Genomic DNA, 18,292 nt, shown 5'->3' with positions numbered 1-18,292 from the left:
GCTGCAAGCAGCAGCCGGAAATTATCATATAAGAATTACTACTTTATAAAAGCACGTTCCTTTCTTAATCCAGCTTGTTTTATTTCTGTGTTAAATCGTATATTTATTTTTGCCTTAGAAAATCCTTCATCCCAATTGTCTCGATATTTTTTAAACTGTTTATAATCCTGATCTTTCAATCTTTCGCCTAAGCCAAAAATATCGGCATTATATTGTTCTCTAGTCCTATTCACTGTATCTAAAATGGCTCTTTCCATTTTCTTATTAATAATGTCTTCATATCCTTTAAAAGCATATATTTTAGACATATTTGTTAAGCATTCATTATTTTGTAAGTTTCCTTCTGTCTTAACGTTTATCGTAAAAGAAGGTACACCGTCCTCTTCTGTTGCGATTACATTAGTTTTCGATGCTGTTACGCGGTAGCCCATGCTTTTAGCACCATTGCCACATTTGGCAGTGATAATAGTGCTTTTCAAATTATTCTGCACAAATAGCATGTTTCTGACATCATAAATACTTATATAGCCAACTAATTTACCACCTTTTATAATGGCTAAAGAATCGACATCCACTTTATTTTCAGGTGTGACAGTTTTCATATTTTCAATATTTCCGCCTTTTTTGGGGTCACCTTTCACCTTCAATGCAACTAGTACTGGAGTTTGTCCGTCTGATTTATATATTCGAATAAAGTCATTTAGTCTAAGTTTCGGTACACCGCCCCAATCATTATACATCGACACAAGCTGTGTAAATATTTTTAATGAAGCACTTTTTTTGTACATATTATTTGTTTTTAAAACACTGGCAGCTTTACTATCTCTTGCAATCACAATATCAAAATCATCGCGGATTTCCCTGTTTCTGTCCATGAAATCCATAAACTCCATCATTCCTTTTTCCGCAACTTCTTCACTTATAACTAACACTCTCATATGAGATAGTATTAAACTTTGTTCACTGATAATATTAAACTTATGGGTTAGCTCTGCGATTGTATTTCCCTCTAAAGCTTGTACATTTGCTGGTGCATAGCCTTCAGCACTTCGCGGATTTACTTCTGACGCTGCAGTAGTTTCCACCGTGAGTTTATATTTCTGATGATCGCCTACATCAACTGCCATCCCTGTCACAACAGAAACATTTCTCAATTCCTTACGATCCCAACAACCACTTAACAGACTGACTATAACAATCAATACTATTATCATTGTAACTCTCAATAGAATCCCTACTTTTACACCACTAGAGTAAGCACTTTTCTCTTATTTTGTTTCATATTTTAGGTTCTATACTGTCATCTTTCTTATCGTTATTCCAAATGAAGTGAGGTTGTATTATAAAAAAGCTGTACTGGTGATTACAATATAATCACCAGTACAGCTTTATTTTAATTTAGTCCTGTCTCTAACCTCTTATGAATCCGCCTTCTGAATGAATTATTTGACCGGTTATCCAGCTTGCTTCATCACTTACAAGGAAAGCAACAGTTCGAGCAACATCGTCAGGTAACCCAATACGTCCCATTGGGAACTTCGAAAGCAGAACCCCTCTGATTTCATCTGTCATCCAAGTTGAATCCGTTGGACCTGGATTGACGGCGTTAACAGTAATTCCTTCATAGGCAAGCTCCTGTGACAATGATTTAGTGAAAGCAGAAATCGCTCCTTTAGTTGCCGCATACGCTAACTCATTAGGCATTGGTCCAAGCTCCTGTCCTGATGTCATATTAACGATACTTCCTGCCTCCAATTCAGCCACTTTAAAGCGGCGGGCAAATTCAACACAAAGCAAAAAAACAGTTCTCATATTGACTGCATAATGATTATCAAGAATTGCCCCATTAAGATTCTGATAGCCATCACTTGTGGAATGTGCTGCATTATTTACTAAAATAGCTGGAGTTCCGAGCTTTAATTCAACTGTATCCAAAATTGTAAAAGCAGCATCTGGATGAGATAAATCAATCTTTAAGCATTCACATTGGCATCCCATCTTGATAATTTCTTGGCGGAAATTCTCTGCCCACAAATCATCAGAATTCCAATATGTAAAAAATATATTTATGTCTTGTGAAGCTAGTTTCCGACAGATTGCTGTTCCAATATCTCGTTCCGTACTAGCTCCTGTTATAATCGCATATTTTCTATTTAGCATCGTATTCTCTCCACTCAGAAGGATACACCGATATGGAATATGAGAGATGTATTTTTTCAAAAAAACAAAAAGGCAGACCTCTGTGGTATCTGCCTATTTAAAGGAGATTTTCAATTCCACACCACGCATCCTTTTAATGATATAAATTTTCAAATTATAGACATACTTCTCCTGTGAACACTTAAGTTATATAGCTATTTATTTGTTTCATTTATTCATTAAAAAGTTAGCCACATGTAGAATATCAATTCCCCTTTCCTTCCATCTCTAATAATATTATAATGCTTTATACGCTTACAATCCATTTATTATTAGGAATTTTCAGTCATTTAGAAAAGCAGATTATCCATAAAAACCAACTGCATTTAAAATCGTAACACCGACAACCGTAACACATACACCAGCTACTAACGCTATACTAGCCGTTTTCTTAGTTTTTGTATCTAGCCATATGACCGAAGAAATTATAACTGTAAAGATTAAGCCAAAAAATATAGAAGCGAAAGGATTTGTCGGCTGAATCCAATCATACCAATTTAAGAAGTTCATTTACATTCCTCCATTAAGTTCTATTTTTTATTTGGTATTTATTATTCTATAAAAGCTTGATGATAAAATCATACTAATTCCAAGCGCAATGTAAGCAATAGCAGTGTCAGGATTTGGTGCTAATTCGGAATATTTTAGTACTCCTGTTATATAAGCAATACCAAATATGAAAAATAGCAATCCAATTAAAAAGGTACACTTCCCCATGAAAGAATATTTTATCATTGCTATACCTCCTTAGCTTGATGGTAACCAATATTTACAAAATTATATATTTACCATTATACACAGGTTTTAAAAATTATAAAAAATTAACAGTTTCGCATAAATATAAAAACCCACGATTCAATAAAGTGCGTGGATTTTTAGCCGTTGTAAAGCTTATTTAAAAGAGAGTACCTTTGAAAAAAGCTTAATTTTTTTCAACTTGATATAACTTATTCCAAGCTGACATGGCAATAATTGCAATCCCTTCACCAATACCATACAAACCTTTAAGTAAAAGTTCCATAAACATACCCATTCCTTTTTTTGTAAATTAACTTCCATCGTTATTGTACGAATGACTGACTTTTTAGTTTCATCTAAAAGTACAAAATCTTTTGTTTAATGTTACTTTTTTCGGACTATATTTCTTAGTAGCTAAATTGCTGTCTTTCTTATCACTTCCGTAATAACATGCATGAAACTATAACACGAATCTTGAAATAACTGCTTCATAATTATGTTTTCAAAGATTTGACAAATAAAACAAATAAATTCTTATTTAAATCATAAACACTACAAAATAAGGTATATTTTAGAAGTATAATTGAATAAAGAGAATATCCTTCATCTTTAGCTTTAGTGGCTTCCAAATTAATAACATAAATCAAGATGTAATTGTTAAACAAAATAAAAAGCAGGTGAAGCTTTGAAGAAAAAATGGAAAATAACTTTACTTAGTCTTCTAGTTATAATTGTATTTTTTATGATACTTAAAATAAATAGTTTCTATAACCTTTAAAATATATACTCAAGAATCAGCTTCAAATAACTCATAACAAAGAAGCCATGGAATGTATTTGGTCTCATAAGCACCGAACTATTTTATTAATTAATAGTTTGTATTCTTTCCTCCGCAATTAATTTAGTCATAAGAAAACCCTCGTAGATGTTAGATTGATATCTAACATTTACGGGGCAGTTCAAAAGAAAAATGCTTTTTTTTCTATTTCCGTTAACTATATATGTATATTACAATTCCGATGCATATTTATTTAATTGCTTGCTCATCGCTTCGATTTCGGCGATAAAGCTTGAAATTTCCTCTGTTGAGACCTCTTGCTTTTGTCCTACGTCCACAATTTTTTGGATGGATGCATTAATTTCATCCATTGATGTTTGTATATTAGACCATGTTTGGCGAATTTTTTCTGTTGAAACTGCTGTTTCTTGTGAGAGCTTTCTTATTTCATTTGCTACTACGGAAAAACCGGCCCCTTTTTCTCCTGCCCTAGCTGCTTCAATCGCTGCATTTAACCCTAATAAATTTGTTTGATCTGCGACTCGTTTTATTAACTGGAGCATCTCATTCGACTTGTCTAGTTCTTCTTTTGCTCGTTCAGATTTTGTTAATAAAAGATTGCTAATTTCCGTTAATCCTTCTGCGCCTTCTGACACAATTGATACCCGGTTATTGGCTTGTTCAAGTGACTGTACAATTTGCTCGGATATATTTCGAAGTTCTTTTTCATTTTGTTTTTGTACTTGAATGGCCAGTGCACCTATTACTTGACCACTCTCCATAATTGGCGCTGCCAAACCAGTAAATGGAATGCCGAAGAAATTTGTCGGAATTTCTTCTTCTATAAACTTATTTTCTTTTATAGCACTAGCTAAAGGCTCATTTGGATTTATTTTCATTCCTGCCATCACACCAATATCGATTTTGCTGCCTGCATAATAAACTAACCATTCTTCTGTATTTACTATACCGATAGAAATATCAGGTAGCATTAGTTTAAATAAAGGCAATATATCTACATATTTCTGTAATGTTGGGTGTGTCAAAACATTCATCGTTTTCATATCGTTCATTTTCCATCTTTCATAATTAATTTTTTTAAAAAATTCTAACGATTTTGAGCAAAAATACATAAAAAAACAGGTGAATAATCTTAACTCTTCAACAAATATAGTACTATCTTCCTAATTTATTTTCAAATATATTGTACTAATATATTGTTACATATAAAAATTTTTGTTTGTAATGAAACTGAAAAAACAAAAACCCAAACTATTATTTGGAATTCGATAATAGTTCGGGTTTGATTCAGAGTTATATTCTTATGTGCCTGCCCTAACCTTAAATTAATTTAGCTCCACTCTTATCCTTCTTTTCAGTGCACCTTTTTTTTGGATTTTAGCAATGGAAAAGTTGCCAATTTCCCTTGTGTTATTGACATGTGTTCCACCACATGCTTGCTCGTCAATATCCTCGATTGTCACAATTCGAACTTCATCAAGAGAAGCAGGGAGTAAATTTATGATTGTTTTTATTGCCCCTTCCTTACGTTCTGCCTCCTGTCTGCTTACTGTCTTTGTCTCAACATTATGGGGTTGCGCCAAAACGTTTTGGATTGCCTGCTCTAATTCGTCCAACTGAATTTCCTCTATTATTTCTGGCGAAAATGCTATTTCTAATCTCCCATAATCTGTTTCAATTTGACTGCTTGTAGCCATGCCCTTGTAATTTTCATATAAATATCCTGCGATAACATGTAGTAACGTATGGTAACGCATGTTTTTCATCCGCCATTCCCAATCGATCTCCATCACAACTGGTTCCTGTAGGTTCTGTATTGGACGATCTAGCTCATGGATTACTTCACCTTCCGTTTTTTTCATATTAATTACTTCATATGTTTCATTGCCTTGCTTAATTATTCCTTTATCACAAGGCTGACCACCGCCGCCAGGATAAAATATTGTCTGTTCGAAAACTACAGTATTGCCCTTAACTGAACTTATATTTGTCTCACATTCCTTTATATAGGCATTGTCCTTATATAACTCACTTGTCATTTCATTCATCTCCATTAGTAAATTCACAATGATACATAGAAGCTTACTGCTTTATATTCCTCACAATATAATTTAAAAGATCATCGCCTTGCCAGATGGAATCAAGTGCAGCATCGCCGATTTTCTCACTCACTGCTTTCATCATCATATCGTGGCGAATATATTCCTTCGCCAAAAGAACAAGCATCGGTTCAGCTGTCTGAATTGCTTGCGGAATTTGTCCTGTTATAAAGCCTGCGATAAGTACCTCTGTATTGTCTTGAATCACGATAGTTAGCCTTTGCTCCATTCTGTTTTTTTCAATTGAGGCTGTTTCACTACGGTGATAAAATGCCTTACCAAAAGATTCCGTCTCTTCATTTGTAAACAGCATGGAATATAATCTTTTGCCTTTTCGCCCTTGTTCTTCCGCAGTACTTCGTAAGTCGTCCATTTCTTCTTTCCATAAAGACAGCCAAATTTCATCATCGGCTTCGTTCATAAGCTTCTGGACTGCCTGTACGATTTTAACTCTGCCCTCCATATGCTTAATTACATTTATTTCAACTGGCTTTTCAATAACTTGCAATTCCTTTTCCAAAAATAAGAGTGTTTCCTCTGTTTGCCGTTTTTGCGTTAATATAAGCTCTTTAACTGAAATTGGTGTATAGGTTGGTGGTTCTGTTCGTAATTCAACGATCGCTTCTTTTGCTATTAGCTTTGCGATAACTGTATAAACCATTGAACGTGGTACACCGCTTCTTTTACTAATTTCATATCCGTTGATTGCAGGCTCACTCAACAATGCCATATAAACCTTGGCTTCGTTTTTAGAAAAGCCAAGCCTTTCAAACTGCTCAATTATTTGTTCCATAATCTCTCCCTTTTAGTAGTAATATATATTACTACTATAAAGATACTGACATTTTTCGTCAATGAAATACTTACTTTTATACAAAAAAAATAGACCTAAGTAGAAGCTATCTACCTAGGTCTATTCCTTTATTAAGCGTGTTTTACTTTTCGATAAATCAAAACAACAATACCAGAGACAAGTAACAGTCCGCCAACTAATATCATTGTGTACATATTAGTCGCTGTATTCGGTAATGCATTTCCTGCATTAGTTGATGTACCCGGTTTGTCTGTGTTCGATCCTTGATTTTGAGCATTTTTGTCTGTATCTGATGATCCGTTGTCCTTGTTGTCATCTACAGCTCCTGCATTATCATCATCTGATGTGTTGTCATTGTTGTTGTCATCAGTGACAGGTGTTTCTGTTCCATTATCATTATCTTGGTTATTATCATCATCCGTAACTGGTGTTTCTGGCTCTTCTCCAGGTGTTTCTGGCTCTTCTCCAGGCGTTTCTGGCTCTTGTCCAGGTGTTTCTGGTTCTTGTTCCTTGCCAAGTGTATCAATGATGCGTCCTTCAATTTGAGGATTCACTTCACCATTTAAGTTTTGGACCATATAGTCACGAAGCTGCTCCCAGTCAATTGCCCCGATATCTTGAACACGGCCTTCTTGATATGCTTTCGCAAATACTTCGTAACCGTCTCCACCTTTTGCGGTAAAGTTGTTTGTTGTTACTAAGTAAGTTTGATCTGCTTTAATATCCTCATATTGATCATTTACTTTTACTTGCATTGTCAATACACGAGAACCAGCTTCTTTTGTGCTGTCGTACGTGAATTTCATACCAGCAACATGCAAGAATCCGCCGCTTTCTGCTGGTGCTAAACGAACACTATATTCTAGAATTTGTTTAATTTCATCACCAGATAGTTGGACTACTGCTGGGTCATTACCAAACGGCAATACTGCGATTACTTCGCCAGTTGTAATTGGACCTTCATCGATTGCAGCACGGATTCCACCGCCGTTTTGCATCGCAATAACAACATTCTCATTTCTTTCCTTTGTTTTTGCAAGCATTGCATCTGTTACAAGGTTTCCTAATTCTGTTTCGTTAGAACGGACACTAACAGCACTATCTGTTAAACGTGGGTTTGTTAATGCTTTTTTTGCAGTTGCCCCAGTTTCTTGATTTGTTAAGCTATCAATCTCAGATTTGTATGGTGCTAATACTGCAGCAGCTTCAGAGTCTGCCGCTTTAGAAGCAACATCGATTAATTGGCCAGTTTGACCAACGACAACACCATTTTCATCAAAGTCAACTTTCAATTCTCCTAAATTTTGAGAATACTGATATGCTTGGACAATGACTGTTTTATCTTTTGCAGCACCAGTTTCATCTTGGTCTACAACGACAGGCGCAGTTAATTGTGTATGAGAATGTCCGCCAACAATAACGTCAATACCATCAACATATTTAGCTAACAGTAAATCGTTTCCCGTTTCAGGGTTACTGTCGTAACCGATATGTGTGACAGCAATAATTTTATTAATGCCCATATCTTCAAATGCGGCAACAGCTTCATTTGCTTTTTCGATATAGTTTTGGAATTTCACATTAACAGGACTAGAAATATTTGCTGTATCCTCTGTTGTTAAACCAAAGATACCAACTTTTTCACCATTTACCTCTTTAACCATACCATCATAGACAATTCCATCTTCTGGAGCTTCTGTGTATGTATTATTTTGTTTACTAGCCATGTATGCATCACTAGAGAAATCTACGTTTGCACTTAAGAATGGAAAGTTCGCCTTAGCTGCAAATTCAGATAGAGACTTTTGGCCATTTTCTCCTGAACCTAAGTCAAACTCATGATTTCCAAATACCATTGCATCAATATTCATCATATTTAAGAGAGCTAAATCTGCTTGCCCTTTGAACTGATTGAAATATAGAGTTCCTGAAAAAACATCTCCTGCATTAAATAATAGTGCATTTGGATCTTCAGCACGAACCTCTTTAATCGCTGTTACCATATTTGGCAAAAGGTCAGCATGTGCGTGGGTATCGTTCATATGCATAATCGTTAAGGAATAATTATCCGCAGATTCTGCCTTTGTACTAGTTGGTAGTATAATAGATACCGATAATGCTAATGTTGAAAAAATACTTGCTAAAAAAGCCGCTTGTTTCCTTCCTCTCATTCTATCATTTCCTCCTTTATGTTTGTTGTTGACTTGAATCGAAAAGAAACGAATAATCGCATATTTTGTCAACATTACTTCTCCATTGTAGATTTAATGTATTAACCTATTGTTAAGAATATGTAAAACTACGTAAATCTACAATTTCTTTTAAAATATTCTATATGATACGACCTTTTTCCTCCCTTATATTCTATTAATTAAATATGGTAATATAAATAAATGACTAAAATAATAGGTTTCCAGTAACCTCAATCGCGAAAGCTTAGGAGTGTAGAGAATCATGAACAAGAAGGACGTAGGAAACATCCGCAAGCAATTTAAGATTAACAATGATAAATTGAAAATCTCTGATATTTTTAATGTGTATATTATGAAGGAATCAAGCGAAATTTTTCATTCGCAAAGCACACCATTCGCAATGCTAGATCAAGATCAGCAAGAGCTGTTTTTGAGCAGCTTTAAAAAAATGCTGGCAGGTCAAATGGATGAGAAGCTTTTTGAACTAAAGTTTAAAAGAGATGCAGAGAACAGCAGTCAGCTTATCCTCCATCAAGGCTTGCTCAGCACTGAGGTGGAAGTCTGGAAAGAGCAAATGCTTAAGATAGTGGAAAAAATGCTCGCTATTAGACAATACGAAAAAGATATTGTTGTCACCTTTATCCGTGGCGAATATATTAAACCGATGAAGCGGAGTAGTGGAGATTCAGACGAACATGAACGCGATACTGTTTTCTCCCACTCCTTTATTCTGAGCAGCATTAACAATACCCAGGATCCAAAAAAAGAACTATTGTTTGACTATGTGGACAGAGAGTTCAAATACAATATTGTGTTAGATCCAATCATAAATCTGCAAGCACCAATGGGAGGGTTTCTATTCCCTTGCTTCACAGACAATGCAGCAGATGTTAACCATATTCTTTACGCATCCGGCAAGGTTCACGAGCCAGATTATGCCTTCATTGAGGATGTGTTAAACGGCGAAGAAATCATGACAGCACAGGATGACAAGATAGTATTCGAGGAAATTATTAAGGATGTTACAGGGGATCAATTAAATACCGGCACCCTTTCAAACGTGTATGAAGAAATTAACCGCATGATAACTGAAAACGAAGAAGAAGAACCGCCTAAGTTAGATTCAAAAGACGTAGAAAAAGTCTTAAAAATGAGTGGTGTTGAAGATATCAGTCCAGAAAAGGTCGAATTTGCCTTTAAAAAGATTATAGATGATGACAAATATGAGCTTAAAGCAAGCAATATTCTACCAAAATTCACATCTAAATCTATTAAAATCAGTACGAAAATTGCCAATATCGCCATAAGTCCGCCAGACTTACGATACGTAAAACAAGTAGAGTTCAGCGGCAAACGCTACCTTATGATTGAAGTCGAGGAAGATACCGTTATTGAAGGATTTACGATGATTCCAGAAGCACTTTTTGGCAATGATAAGGATGAATAGGGAATAAAAAAAGAAGTGGGACATATGTATTTAAATCAGTATAAAAATGAACTATCTATTCGAATATTAATTAGATAGTTCGGTTTTTGTTTTTTAGTTTTAATACTACAATAATTAGAAATCTTAGTGGAATGGAGCGGAGGCCACTCGACTCCTGCGGGAAATAGAGGAAAGGCTGAGACCCAGCAGGCGAAGACGAGGAGGCTCAAGCTTTGCCCGCGGAAAGCGATTGGGTGCAGCGCAAAACGAACTAATTTTAACTCCATATTCTATTTAGTCACAAGCTTCATTTTAAATATTGATGTAATTTTATTATTCGTGTTTAGAAAGGTTAGCTTTTGTTTTGTCCCAGCCTCGTTCTGTTAATTTCCAAAAGGATTGTCTTCGCCTTTAGCCAATTTCACCTACAAACCATATTTCCCCTTCACGGAAGTCATCATCTTCCTCTTCCTCTATTATTTCTTTATATCCTTTCAACTCCAAGCCTTCCGGTATATGTAATAGCCATTCTTTAGCAATGTCTCGATCTGGTGGTAAGGGAATCCAACGAAGATAATCAGATTCTCTAATAAAAAATTTATTAAATGTTTCGTCATCATAAAAAACAATCATGGTGGAATCAAAATATTCTGGCAAACAAATGGATGTTAAGATCCGGTAATCTTTCTCCTTTTCTGTCTTCAAACTAACTAAATACGCAACACGGTCTATCGTTGCTTGCATACAGAACCTGCGTACCGAATTAGGGGTGTTATGTGAGTCTATATATGTTTTACTAAGAGACAAATGGGAATGCCAGTAGTTCCTATAAGAATCCTTTTCAGGATTTGGTATTTCTTGTGTATCTTCATTAAGATATTTAGTGAAATTACGGCAGCGTCTTCCTAAGCCGCGCAGTTTTTTCTTGTTACCACAATCAAATTTCCATCTATGCATGTAAATTCATCCTCATTTCGTTCAATGTTGTAGACTATTGCTTTTCCACAAATTCTATTCCTTTGATTATAAGGATACAATTACTCATGAGGATTTGCATGAAAGGACATTAAAACATTTGAGTTAAACAGTTATTTCATGGCTATTAATGCTCTAATAATCTCTCTCCAATAGTAGTTAAAATTTTTATTATCTATCTCTGTCTGTGCTGAATTATTTGATTGCTTGTTGTTCATTTTCTTATCTCCCCTTCATCATCATTTAAAAATTTATTGTTGTTTATTTTTTCCTATTCTATAATAAAGATATCAATCATTACAGATGAACATTCCGATGTTAACAATCGAAACAACCGATTAATGGAGGCGAAAAAAATAGAAATTAAACAGCTAATCACATTTAAAACCGCTGCTGAACATTTAAATTTTACTTATACAGCTAAAGTCTTAAATTTTGCTCAATCAAGTGTTACTGCACAAATTAAAGCACTTGAAAATGAGCTGGAAACTCCTCTGTTTGAACGCTTAGGTAAACGGTTAGTTCTAACAGAACAAGGAAAAGAATTTAAAATTTATGCAGATAAAATGATCCAACTGACAAAGGAAGCAAAAAATGCTGTAAGCGGGGTGGATGAACCTGCAGGGACGCTAACGATCGGAGCATCTGAAAGTCAATGTACCTACAGACTGCCTTCTGTTCTTAAAGAGTTTAAGGAGCAATTCCCGAGGGTGAAAGTTATCTTTAAACCAATATACTCGAAAGAACAAACAAGAGCTCAGCTGCTTGATGGCTCGTTGGATATTGCCTATACAATGGATTCTATTCAGCTTCAGGATTCTAATTTAATAGCACAGGGACTTATTGAGGAACGCTTGAAAATTGTGGCGTCCACCAAGCACCATTTAGCAGCTGCAGGGGCAATTCAATTAATAGATTTTCAGAATGAAACCCTCTTATTAACAGAAGCAGGGTGCTCCTATCGGGTTATACTTGAGGACTTATTTCGTCAATCAGGCATTTCCGCACCAAATAAGTTTGAGTTTGCCAGTGTGGAAGCTATCAAGCAGTGCATAATATTAGATTTAGGCATTGCCGTACTGCCGGAAATGGTTGTTAAAGCGGAGATCGACAAAGGAGTTTTGAAGGAATTGGTTTGCAAGGAAATCGCCGCACCTGTTCATACACAAATGGTTTGGCACAAGGATAAATATATGTCGCTTGCCCTGCAATCTTTTATTCAATTATCGTGTAATACTTTTGGTTTGAAATAATTTCTTATATAAAAAAACTCAAGGTTAGCTTGCTACCTTGAGTTCTTTATTTATAATCAAGCTTCACTTCACTAAATTCTCTCGCAATAATATAAGACCCTCCAAACAATATTTTACAATGAATCAAGGTAGCCTAACATCATTTTGTAATAACCAAGCTTGTAATCCATACTTGTTTAATACCTCTTCATACACCTTCATTAATTCAGCAGGTCCGTTAGCAAATAGCCCTGTTTTACATTTAACAGTCACTCTATATTTCCATTCGCATTCGCTTCTTTATATAAATTTATATAATGTTCAAATGGAATTAATCCTTCTGTTAACTGCTGATGCTTTAAATATAAGTCGGCTATTACCCCTTTTATATTAGTGGTTTCACCTCGAAAGAAAAGATCCGCAGTCTTCATGTTGTAATCCCATAACAAGCAATGATCATCTATAAGGTCAACACTGGTAAATTCAGAATTTCTCAAGTTATACTCATGCCTCCATCACATGTAACCTGACATGGCTGAATGATTTCTTCTTTATTTTGTACTAATTCAATCAAAACGGAGAACTTAAAGTAAGAGTATTCTCAGAGGACTCATAACTAGTTAGCCGAACATAAATATCCCTTTCATAAATCCCTTGCTCAATCGCTTTCTTCATTTTTGGAACAACTTAACTAACCTCGCTTCTTTTCTGTAAGATGTTTACAGCTATAATCGGTAATAAGTCTATAGCAAATTAATCTTCACCTTCGCCGTCTATTCTTTTAAAAAGAAACATTTCATCTCTGGTGTTACCACGGTTTACTCCTGTATCTGGGTCAGGATTTGTATTATTTATGCAGTCTTCCACCCTATAAATCATCCAAGTAACATAAGGCGTAGGTTCACTTACCATCTTTTCTACAGCTACATTCATCTGTTCTTCAGTATCGAAAATAAACCATTGAAATGAAAAGCTCATCTCAAAGCTTTCCCAATACTTTTTTATATCAGCTGTTTTACCGATAATGATGTTACAGTTGCTTTTTGGTCCGAATACCATCCAGCAAGCTGAATAAGGTTTATCTTTTGTATAAATCATGTCGTTTTCATAAATTGCTTTTTTCAAAGGCTCATCACCACCTCATTAAATGTAAATAATTCTGTTAAAATAAGTAAAATACCTGCTAAAGCTTTTCTTTTATGACACTTATTTTTCTAAGACGTTCTCTCCGCGCTTGACAAATCGAGAATTCTAGATATACAATTGTTCCCATGGAACCTATAAATGTATTTAAGGCGCTCTCAAATGACACAAGATTAAAGATATTAGCGTGGTTAAAGGAACCAGAGAAGCATTTTCCTAAACAAGGCGCACACCTTCCTAAGGAGGTAAGCTACAAAGGTGGAGTTTGTGTTGGGGATATTCAGGAAAAAGCAAAAGTTTCTCAATCTACCGTTTCTAGCTACTTAAACATGATGCAAAAAGCAGGACTGCTTGAATCTGTTCGTCATGGTCAATGGACTTACTATCGCCGTAATGAAGAGTTTATTCAACAAATTGCTAAATATTTTAAAACGGAAATCTAGTTTTTCTGTTGATTTCTGTTTTTTTTATGATATTCATATCTATTATTCTAGATATATAATTATTTAAAAAAGGAGTTATTATCTATGCGTTATATTTTTTACGTGCTTGCTTTATTAGCAGGTGCAGCTCTTAGCTTTGAAGGAGCAATCTATGCCGAGCTTGGTAAAACAATTGGACAATTAGAAACAAGTTTTTATAACTTTTTTATGGGCTCTATCATAATGGGACTGTTATGGTTGTTTTTCGGAAAAGGGAAGCTTTCCTATGCAGTTGAAGCCCCAAAATGGACTTTACTTGGGGGGCTGCTTGGTGTTGTGTACTTAACTGCAATTGTAGTTAGTGTTCCATTTGTTGGTGTTGGTATATCAATGGTTGCTGTCATTATTGGTCAGCTTATAATGAGCATGATCATTGAGCATTTTGGCTTTCTCGGCAGTAAAAAAACACCAATTAATAAAGAGAAGATTTTCGCCGTTCTTTCTATGATTATCGCACTTATACTAATAAACTAAGGAGGACCGTATATGGGTCTATTTATGATTTTATTCACATTAATTGGTGGTATTACATTAAGCGCACAGTCCTCAATTAATGGGACATTTAGCCGCAAAGCAGGTACAATTGAAACAACATTACTAACCTTCTTAACAGGCACTTTGTTTCTTACTGTTTTTATAGTATTTTTTGGAAAAGGAAATATTCTTGCCCTTTTAGAAGCTCCTAAATGGCAATTGAGTGCTGCATTCCTTGGAACAATGTATTTGCTGTTAACTGTTATTGCAGTGCCTAAAATTGGAGTAATAGCGACTAATATTGCTGGGATTGCTGGTCAGCTGGTTATTGGTGTCATTATTGACCATTTTGGCTGGTTCAATAGTTTAGTCATTGAATTAGATGTGAAGCGCGTATTAGCATTAGTTTTTATGCTTATTTCACTGTATTTCATTTATAAAGGCAATAAAAAGTCTGCTGAAGGCAACTAAGCATTAAAAAATGGAGAACTTTTCTACTAAGAGAGGTTCTCCATTTTTTTTCTATATGAGATTTGAAAACACCAGAGAATATTCATGGTAGTCTTCCGGACTGAATACATTAAAGACAATCCTTTCAAAAGAATTCGGTGTTTCTGCTAACCATTGATTCACTGTATTAACTGCAATATATGCAGCTTCTGTTTTAGGAAAACCATATACACCTGTTGAGATGGCACAAAACGCTATACTGTTTATATACTTCAATTGACTAGCTAATTCGAGACAAGCCCTATAACAAGATGCTAAATCATCTCGCTGCTCCCTTGTTAATTCTGTTCCTTGTGGCACGATAGGTCCAACTGTATGCAATACATAACGGGAAGGAAGATTATAGGCCCGAGTTATTTTGGCATCACCTGTTTCCTCAAGTCTGCCTTGTAATGACATTATTTTTTCACAATCGTTTCTTAATTGGGGACCCGCAGCTGAATGTATGGCATTATCAATACATGCATGTAATGGCTGAAAACATCCTAGCATTTGACTATTCGCAGCGTTCACAATTGCATCTGCTTTTAATTGTGTAATATCCCCTTGCCATAAGATAAGCTTTTCAGACTGTGTAAAAGAACTATCAGGAAAGATGCGCTCGATAGTTTCAAGTTTTTCCACTTCGACAATTTGTTTTACTGCTAATTCTGATTGTAAAAGGCAGTCTATCTCTTCCAATAGATTTGAAGCTGTTAGCTTTGGTTCCCTTATATTTAACAGTGCTCTCATTAATTTTCTTTTACCAGCAAAATCATCTGGCACAATAATATCCTTAGGGGCATTATGTTCCTGTATTAATTTTATAATGATGCTTTCAACCAATGCTTCTTTATTAACTTGTGACAAGCCTTTTGGTTTGACTTGTTCATGCAGAAAAATCACTTTCTCATAGTCCTGTAAAGCTATTTGAGTCATACTATACACTCCCTTTACTTAATAAGTTCTGATAGAACCGTAAGTATATCCTCCGTAAATGCAATCGTCCTGTCCTTATTTTCCTTCGGGCCATTTGGATGTTCCTTGTTAAAACGAATGATATAAGCATGCTCATTTTGGTACGTCATTTGTTCAAATGGATAACGAATAATTCCTGGTGTATTGAAACCAACTCCAAACTCAAGGAAAAGAATATTTTTCCCTTTGGACTCTTGAATAAAAGAGGTATATGCGGCATTGCGATTATCCCAGGAATCGTTCTGAACGAAGTATTGATTGATTCTAAGATGTGGATCCATTTTCCCTCCACACACAGGACATTTTTGGACAAGGTTTGAAGGAATGCTGCAATTCTCTGTCTTTTCCATCATTTCTTTCACTAATAACTTGTTATCATATAAAGCATCATGACAGCCTACTGCACATTGCAGATAGCCATAATTCCCTTGTACCTCAAATATATTTTCTGATGGAAAGTCCGCTAGCTCAAACTGACTATCAACATTTGTCGTAATAACAAAGTAATTAGTTTCTTTTACTAATTGAAGCAAGTTTTCATAAAGTTTTGTCGGTCCGGCTTCAAAACGGTTTAAGCTAATATGCCTTGCCCAATATGCCCATCTCTCTTCCTCTGTTGGAAAGGGATAAAAGCCGGAGGAATACATATCCGTTAATCCGTATTTCTCAATGAATAAAGCAAAATTATCTGTAAATCTTTGCCCGCCATACTGAATACCAGCCGCCGCAGACAGCCCTTCCCCAGCTCCAATTACAATATAATCAGCCTTATTTATTAGGTCTTTCGTGTGTGCAATCCGACTTTGAAATTCTTTATCCATCTCATAGCCCCCTCATTGAAAAACCGACCTTGATGGTAAAGGTCGGTTTTTAAAAAATGTTAATTAGTATCAAGAATACCTTTTTATTCTGCTTCCCCAACAACAGAGAAGCGTTGATTTTTGAATTGCGGCTTCTCGATTTCATCTAATACAGCGATAGCGTAATCAGCATAGCTAATGTAGCTATCTCCTTTTGAGTTAAGCGTTAATACATCTCCGCCTTTTTGATATGCTCCCGTACGTTTTCCTGCTGGATTAAAGAAGCCTCCAGGACTAATATATGTCCAGTGAATTCCGTTCGTATTTTGCAGTTCTTCTAGGTTTTTGCCCATGTTAGCAGCAGTTGGGAAGTATTCCTTCGGAAAATCAGGTGTTTCCAGTACTCGGGTTGTTTTCGCTTCATCCACAAATAGGCTTCCAGCTCCGCCAACTACAACCAATCTTGTGTTTGCTGCACCTTTTAGTGCTTCAATAAGGACTTTACCAGCTTCAATATGCTGCTCTTCATGGCCAGGTGCCGCATTAAATGCATTAACAATGTCATCAAACTGTTCAATATCTGCTGATTTAAGATTAAACACACTTTTTTCTATAACTTTAACTTGTTTATTTTCCACTTTTCCAGCATCTCTTACGATAGCTGTTACTTCATGCCCGCGGTCAACCGCTTCCTGTAAAATTAAGCTTCCAGCTTTACCAGTTGCACCAATAATACCTACTTTCATGTTCATTTCCTCCTAGTTTTTCGTTAGTATCACTTGTAATCAAAACGGTTACACTGTAGTTAAATTAAAATGGTTACACTGTAGTTAAATTAAAATAATAAATTTACTTTTGTTTTAATTTCGTCTAACATCCCTTTTCTTGTTTCATCATCGACAGACGGCACACTTCCATAAGTTAAATGTCCGACACTTTCAATCCCACAAAATTCAAATACTCCAGTAGTAGATGTTTTCATTAATGCTGCGGTCATACCGATTGAGTCGTAAATCTCCTTTGGCGTTCCGTGTGTATTAATGATAAGTCCTTTTTTTCCTGACAGAAGCTTATCGATGCCGCCTTCTGCATTGTATTGATAAGCAAATCCATATGAATAAACTCTGTCTATATATCCTTTTAAAATCGCAGGCATACCTGTCCACCAGATTGGATAAATAAATGTGATTGCATCTGCTTTACTAATGTATTCCTGTTCGGTAATAACCTCTTGTGAAACCTCACCCTTGCCGTCAAACTTCAAAACTGGATCTAATCCTATTGCATATAAGTCTCTAACAGTAACCTCATGTCCTTTACCCTTTAATGACTGTACTACTGTATCCAAAATGGCATGATTAAAGCTTTCTGGATTGGGATGTGCGTATACAACTAAATGATTCATTTATTTTGTCTCCTTTAAACTAATTCTGATTTTTGTTAACCTGTAAT

At 35.4% G+C, this 18,292-nt stretch carries 21 protein-coding genes; 5 read left to right on the top strand and 16 right to left on the bottom strand.

What is annotated here, in order from left to right; translation table 11 throughout:
• Positions 1-38: 38 nt before the first annotated feature.
• The 8 genes from CEQ21_RS03585 to CEQ21_RS03550 form a co-directional block, all read right to left on the bottom strand.
• Positions 39-1,226 carry a Ger(x)C family spore germination protein gene (locus tag CEQ21_RS03585; protein ID WP_185763282.1) on the bottom strand — a complete coding sequence of 396 codons (1,188 nt, stop codon included), beginning with the start codon at positions 1,224-1,226 and terminating at the stop codon, positions 39-41.
• A gap of 184 nt (positions 1,227-1,410) precedes the next feature.
• Entirely contained in the window at positions 1,411-2,160 is a 750-nt protein-coding gene (locus CEQ21_RS03580; protein WP_185763281.1) for an SDR family oxidoreductase, read from the bottom strand.
• A gap of 342 nt (positions 2,161-2,502) precedes the next feature.
• Entirely contained in the window at positions 2,503-2,709 is a 207-nt protein-coding gene (locus tag CEQ21_RS03575; RefSeq protein WP_185763280.1) for a hypothetical protein, read from the bottom strand.
• 27 nt (positions 2,710-2,736) lie between these two features.
• Positions 2,737-2,934, bottom strand: a complete 198-nt coding sequence (locus CEQ21_RS03570) for a hypothetical protein (protein ID WP_185763279.1) — start codon at positions 2,932-2,934, stop codon at positions 2,737-2,739.
• 1,011 nt (positions 2,935-3,945) lie between these two features.
• Positions 3,946-4,788 carry a methyl-accepting chemotaxis protein gene (locus CEQ21_RS27230; RefSeq protein ID WP_328593452.1) on the bottom strand — a complete coding sequence of 281 codons (843 nt, stop codon included), beginning with the start codon at positions 4,786-4,788 and terminating at the stop codon, positions 3,946-3,948.
• A gap of 273 nt (positions 4,789-5,061) precedes the next feature.
• On the bottom strand, positions 5,062-5,775 hold the full coding sequence (locus CEQ21_RS03560; protein ID WP_185763277.1) for an alanyl-tRNA editing protein: 714 nt from the start codon (positions 5,773-5,775) through the stop codon (positions 5,062-5,064).
• A gap of 43 nt (positions 5,776-5,818) precedes the next feature.
• The gene (locus CEQ21_RS03555) at positions 5,819-6,628 is read right to left on the bottom strand and encodes a TrmB family transcriptional regulator (protein ID WP_185763276.1); all 810 of its coding nucleotides are present in this window, start codon (positions 6,626-6,628) and stop codon (positions 5,819-5,821) included.
• A gap of 131 nt (positions 6,629-6,759) precedes the next feature.
• Positions 6,760-8,820 (bottom strand): 5'-nucleotidase C-terminal domain-containing protein, encoded by a 2,061-nt coding sequence (locus CEQ21_RS03550; protein WP_185763275.1) that lies wholly within the window; start codon positions 8,818-8,820, stop codon positions 6,760-6,762.
• Between the two features lie 283 nt (positions 8,821-9,103).
• On the opposite strand from CEQ21_RS03550, the gene CEQ21_RS03545 reads away from it, so the two are divergent.
• Positions 9,104-10,288: a DUF4317 domain-containing protein gene (locus tag CEQ21_RS03545; RefSeq protein WP_185763274.1), complete on the top strand. Its 1,185-nt coding sequence runs from the start codon at positions 9,104-9,106 to the stop codon at positions 10,286-10,288.
• Between the two features lie 390 nt (positions 10,289-10,678).
• Here CEQ21_RS03545 and CEQ21_RS03540 read toward each other — a convergent pair whose 3' ends face one another.
• Positions 10,679-11,224, bottom strand: coding sequence for a DUF3916 domain-containing protein (locus tag CEQ21_RS03540; protein ID WP_185763273.1), 546 nt, complete (start codon positions 11,222-11,224; stop codon positions 10,679-10,681).
• A gap of 374 nt (positions 11,225-11,598) precedes the next feature.
• Between CEQ21_RS03540 and CEQ21_RS03535 the strand changes: the two genes are divergently transcribed.
• A complete protein-coding gene (locus tag CEQ21_RS03535; protein WP_185764073.1) occupies positions 11,599-12,495 on the top strand; it encodes a LysR family transcriptional regulator in 897 nt (298 codons plus the stop codon).
• 123 nt (positions 12,496-12,618) lie between these two features.
• Here CEQ21_RS03535 and CEQ21_RS27225 read toward each other — a convergent pair whose 3' ends face one another.
• The 3 genes from CEQ21_RS27225 to CEQ21_RS03525 all read right to left on the bottom strand — a co-directional run bounded on the left by CEQ21_RS27225 (position 12,619) and on the right by CEQ21_RS03525 (position 13,599).
• Positions 12,619-12,747, bottom strand: a complete 129-nt coding sequence (locus CEQ21_RS27225) for a hypothetical protein (protein WP_268878973.1) — start codon at positions 12,745-12,747, stop codon at positions 12,619-12,621.
• Entirely contained in the window at positions 12,744-12,971 is a 228-nt protein-coding gene (locus CEQ21_RS03530) for a hypothetical protein (RefSeq protein ID WP_185763272.1), read from the bottom strand. The genes CEQ21_RS27225 and CEQ21_RS03530 overlap by 4 nt, the downstream gene beginning before the upstream one ends.
• A gap of 256 nt (positions 12,972-13,227) precedes the next feature.
• On the bottom strand, positions 13,228-13,599 hold the full coding sequence (locus CEQ21_RS03525; protein WP_185763271.1) for a hypothetical protein: 372 nt from the start codon (positions 13,597-13,599) through the stop codon (positions 13,228-13,230).
• Positions 13,600-13,745: 146 nt separating this feature from the next.
• Here CEQ21_RS03525 and CEQ21_RS03520 point away from each other — a divergent pair, with 146 nt between their 5' ends.
• From CEQ21_RS03520 to CEQ21_RS03510, 3 genes are all read left to right on the top strand, one after another.
• The gene (locus CEQ21_RS03520; RefSeq protein WP_185763270.1) at positions 13,746-14,060 is read left to right on the top strand and encodes an ArsR/SmtB family transcription factor; all 315 of its coding nucleotides are present in this window, start codon (positions 13,746-13,748) and stop codon (positions 14,058-14,060) included.
• A gap of 84 nt (positions 14,061-14,144) precedes the next feature.
• Positions 14,145-14,573 (top strand): DMT family transporter, encoded by a 429-nt coding sequence (locus tag CEQ21_RS03515; RefSeq protein WP_185763269.1) that lies wholly within the window; start codon positions 14,145-14,147, stop codon positions 14,571-14,573.
• A 12-nt stretch (positions 14,574-14,585) separates the two neighbouring features.
• A complete protein-coding gene (locus CEQ21_RS03510) occupies positions 14,586-15,044 on the top strand; it encodes a DMT family transporter (RefSeq protein WP_185763268.1) in 459 nt (152 codons plus the stop codon).
• Positions 15,045-15,095: 51 nt separating this feature from the next.
• Here CEQ21_RS03510 and CEQ21_RS03505 read toward each other — a convergent pair whose 3' ends face one another.
• The 4 genes from CEQ21_RS03505 to CEQ21_RS03490 all read right to left on the bottom strand — a co-directional run bounded on the left by CEQ21_RS03505 (position 15,096) and on the right by CEQ21_RS03490 (position 18,245).
• Positions 15,096-16,001 (bottom strand): protein-ADP-ribose hydrolase, encoded by a 906-nt coding sequence (locus CEQ21_RS03505; protein ID WP_185763267.1) that lies wholly within the window; start codon positions 15,999-16,001, stop codon positions 15,096-15,098.
• 14 nt (positions 16,002-16,015) lie between these two features.
• Positions 16,016-16,861 carry an SIR2 family NAD-dependent protein deacylase gene (locus CEQ21_RS03500; RefSeq protein WP_185763266.1) on the bottom strand — a complete coding sequence of 282 codons (846 nt, stop codon included), beginning with the start codon at positions 16,859-16,861 and terminating at the stop codon, positions 16,016-16,018.
• 83 nt (positions 16,862-16,944) lie between these two features.
• The gene (locus tag CEQ21_RS03495) at positions 16,945-17,586 is read right to left on the bottom strand and encodes an NAD(P)-dependent oxidoreductase (protein WP_185763265.1); all 642 of its coding nucleotides are present in this window, start codon (positions 17,584-17,586) and stop codon (positions 16,945-16,947) included.
• An 89-nt stretch (positions 17,587-17,675) separates the two neighbouring features.
• Complete coding sequence (locus CEQ21_RS03490) at positions 17,676-18,245, bottom strand: NAD(P)H-dependent oxidoreductase (RefSeq protein ID WP_185763264.1); 570 nt, start codon at positions 18,243-18,245, stop codon at positions 17,676-17,678.
• Positions 18,246-18,292 lie beyond the last annotated feature (47 nt).

The organism is Niallia circulans, assembly GCF_007273535.1.
GTDB lineage: Bacteria > Bacillota > Bacilli > Bacillales > Cytobacillaceae > Niallia > Niallia circulans_B.
The sequence above is the reverse complement of the archived record's forward strand: the minus strand, read 5'-3'. Positions and strand labels throughout refer to the sequence as shown.

Excerpts from the sequence above, each read along its gene's own strand:
- CEQ21_RS03495 (WP_185763265.1), bottom strand. The coding sequence starts at position 17,586 with ATGAAAGTAGGTATTATTGGTGCAACTGGTAAAGCTGGAAGCTTAATT.
- CEQ21_RS27230 (WP_328593452.1), bottom strand. The coding sequence starts at position 4,788 with ATGAACGATATGAAAACGATGAATGTTTTGACACACCCAACATTACAG.
- CEQ21_RS03555 (WP_185763276.1), bottom strand. The coding sequence starts at position 6,628 with ATGGAACAAATAATTGAGCAGTTTGAAAGGCTTGGCTTTTCTAAAAAC.
- CEQ21_RS03510 (WP_185763268.1), top strand. The coding sequence starts at position 14,586 with ATGGGTCTATTTATGATTTTATTCACATTAATTGGTGGTATTACATTA.
- CEQ21_RS03545 (WP_185763274.1), top strand. The coding sequence starts at position 9,104 with ATGAACAAGAAGGACGTAGGAAACATCCGCAAGCAATTTAAGATTAAC.
- CEQ21_RS03500 (WP_185763266.1), bottom strand. The coding sequence starts at position 16,861 with ATGGATAAAGAATTTCAAAGTCGGATTGCACACACGAAAGACCTAATA.
- CEQ21_RS03580 (WP_185763281.1), bottom strand. The coding sequence starts at position 2,160 with ATGCTAAATAGAAAATATGCGATTATAACAGGAGCTAGTACGGAACGA.
- CEQ21_RS03505 (WP_185763267.1), bottom strand. The coding sequence starts at position 16,001 with ATGACTCAAATAGCTTTACAGGACTATGAGAAAGTGATTTTTCTGCAT.
- CEQ21_RS03575 (WP_185763280.1), bottom strand. The coding sequence starts at position 2,709 with ATGAACTTCTTAAATTGGTATGATTGGATTCAGCCGACAAATCCTTTC.
- CEQ21_RS03490 (WP_185763264.1), bottom strand. The coding sequence starts at position 18,245 with ATGAATCATTTAGTTGTATACGCACATCCCAATCCAGAAAGCTTTAAT.
- CEQ21_RS03540 (WP_185763273.1), bottom strand. The coding sequence starts at position 11,224 with ATGCATAGATGGAAATTTGATTGTGGTAACAAGAAAAAACTGCGCGGC.
- CEQ21_RS03520 (WP_185763270.1), top strand. The coding sequence starts at position 13,746 with ATGGAACCTATAAATGTATTTAAGGCGCTCTCAAATGACACAAGATTA.
- CEQ21_RS03560 (WP_185763277.1), bottom strand. The coding sequence starts at position 5,775 with ATGACAAGTGAGTTATATAAGGACAATGCCTATATAAAGGAATGTGAG.
- CEQ21_RS03515 (WP_185763269.1), top strand. The coding sequence starts at position 14,145 with ATGCGTTATATTTTTTACGTGCTTGCTTTATTAGCAGGTGCAGCTCTT.
- CEQ21_RS03570 (WP_185763279.1), bottom strand. The coding sequence starts at position 2,934 with ATGATAAAATATTCTTTCATGGGGAAGTGTACCTTTTTAATTGGATTG.
- CEQ21_RS03550 (WP_185763275.1), bottom strand. The coding sequence starts at position 8,820 with ATGAGAGGAAGGAAACAAGCGGCTTTTTTAGCAAGTATTTTTTCAACA.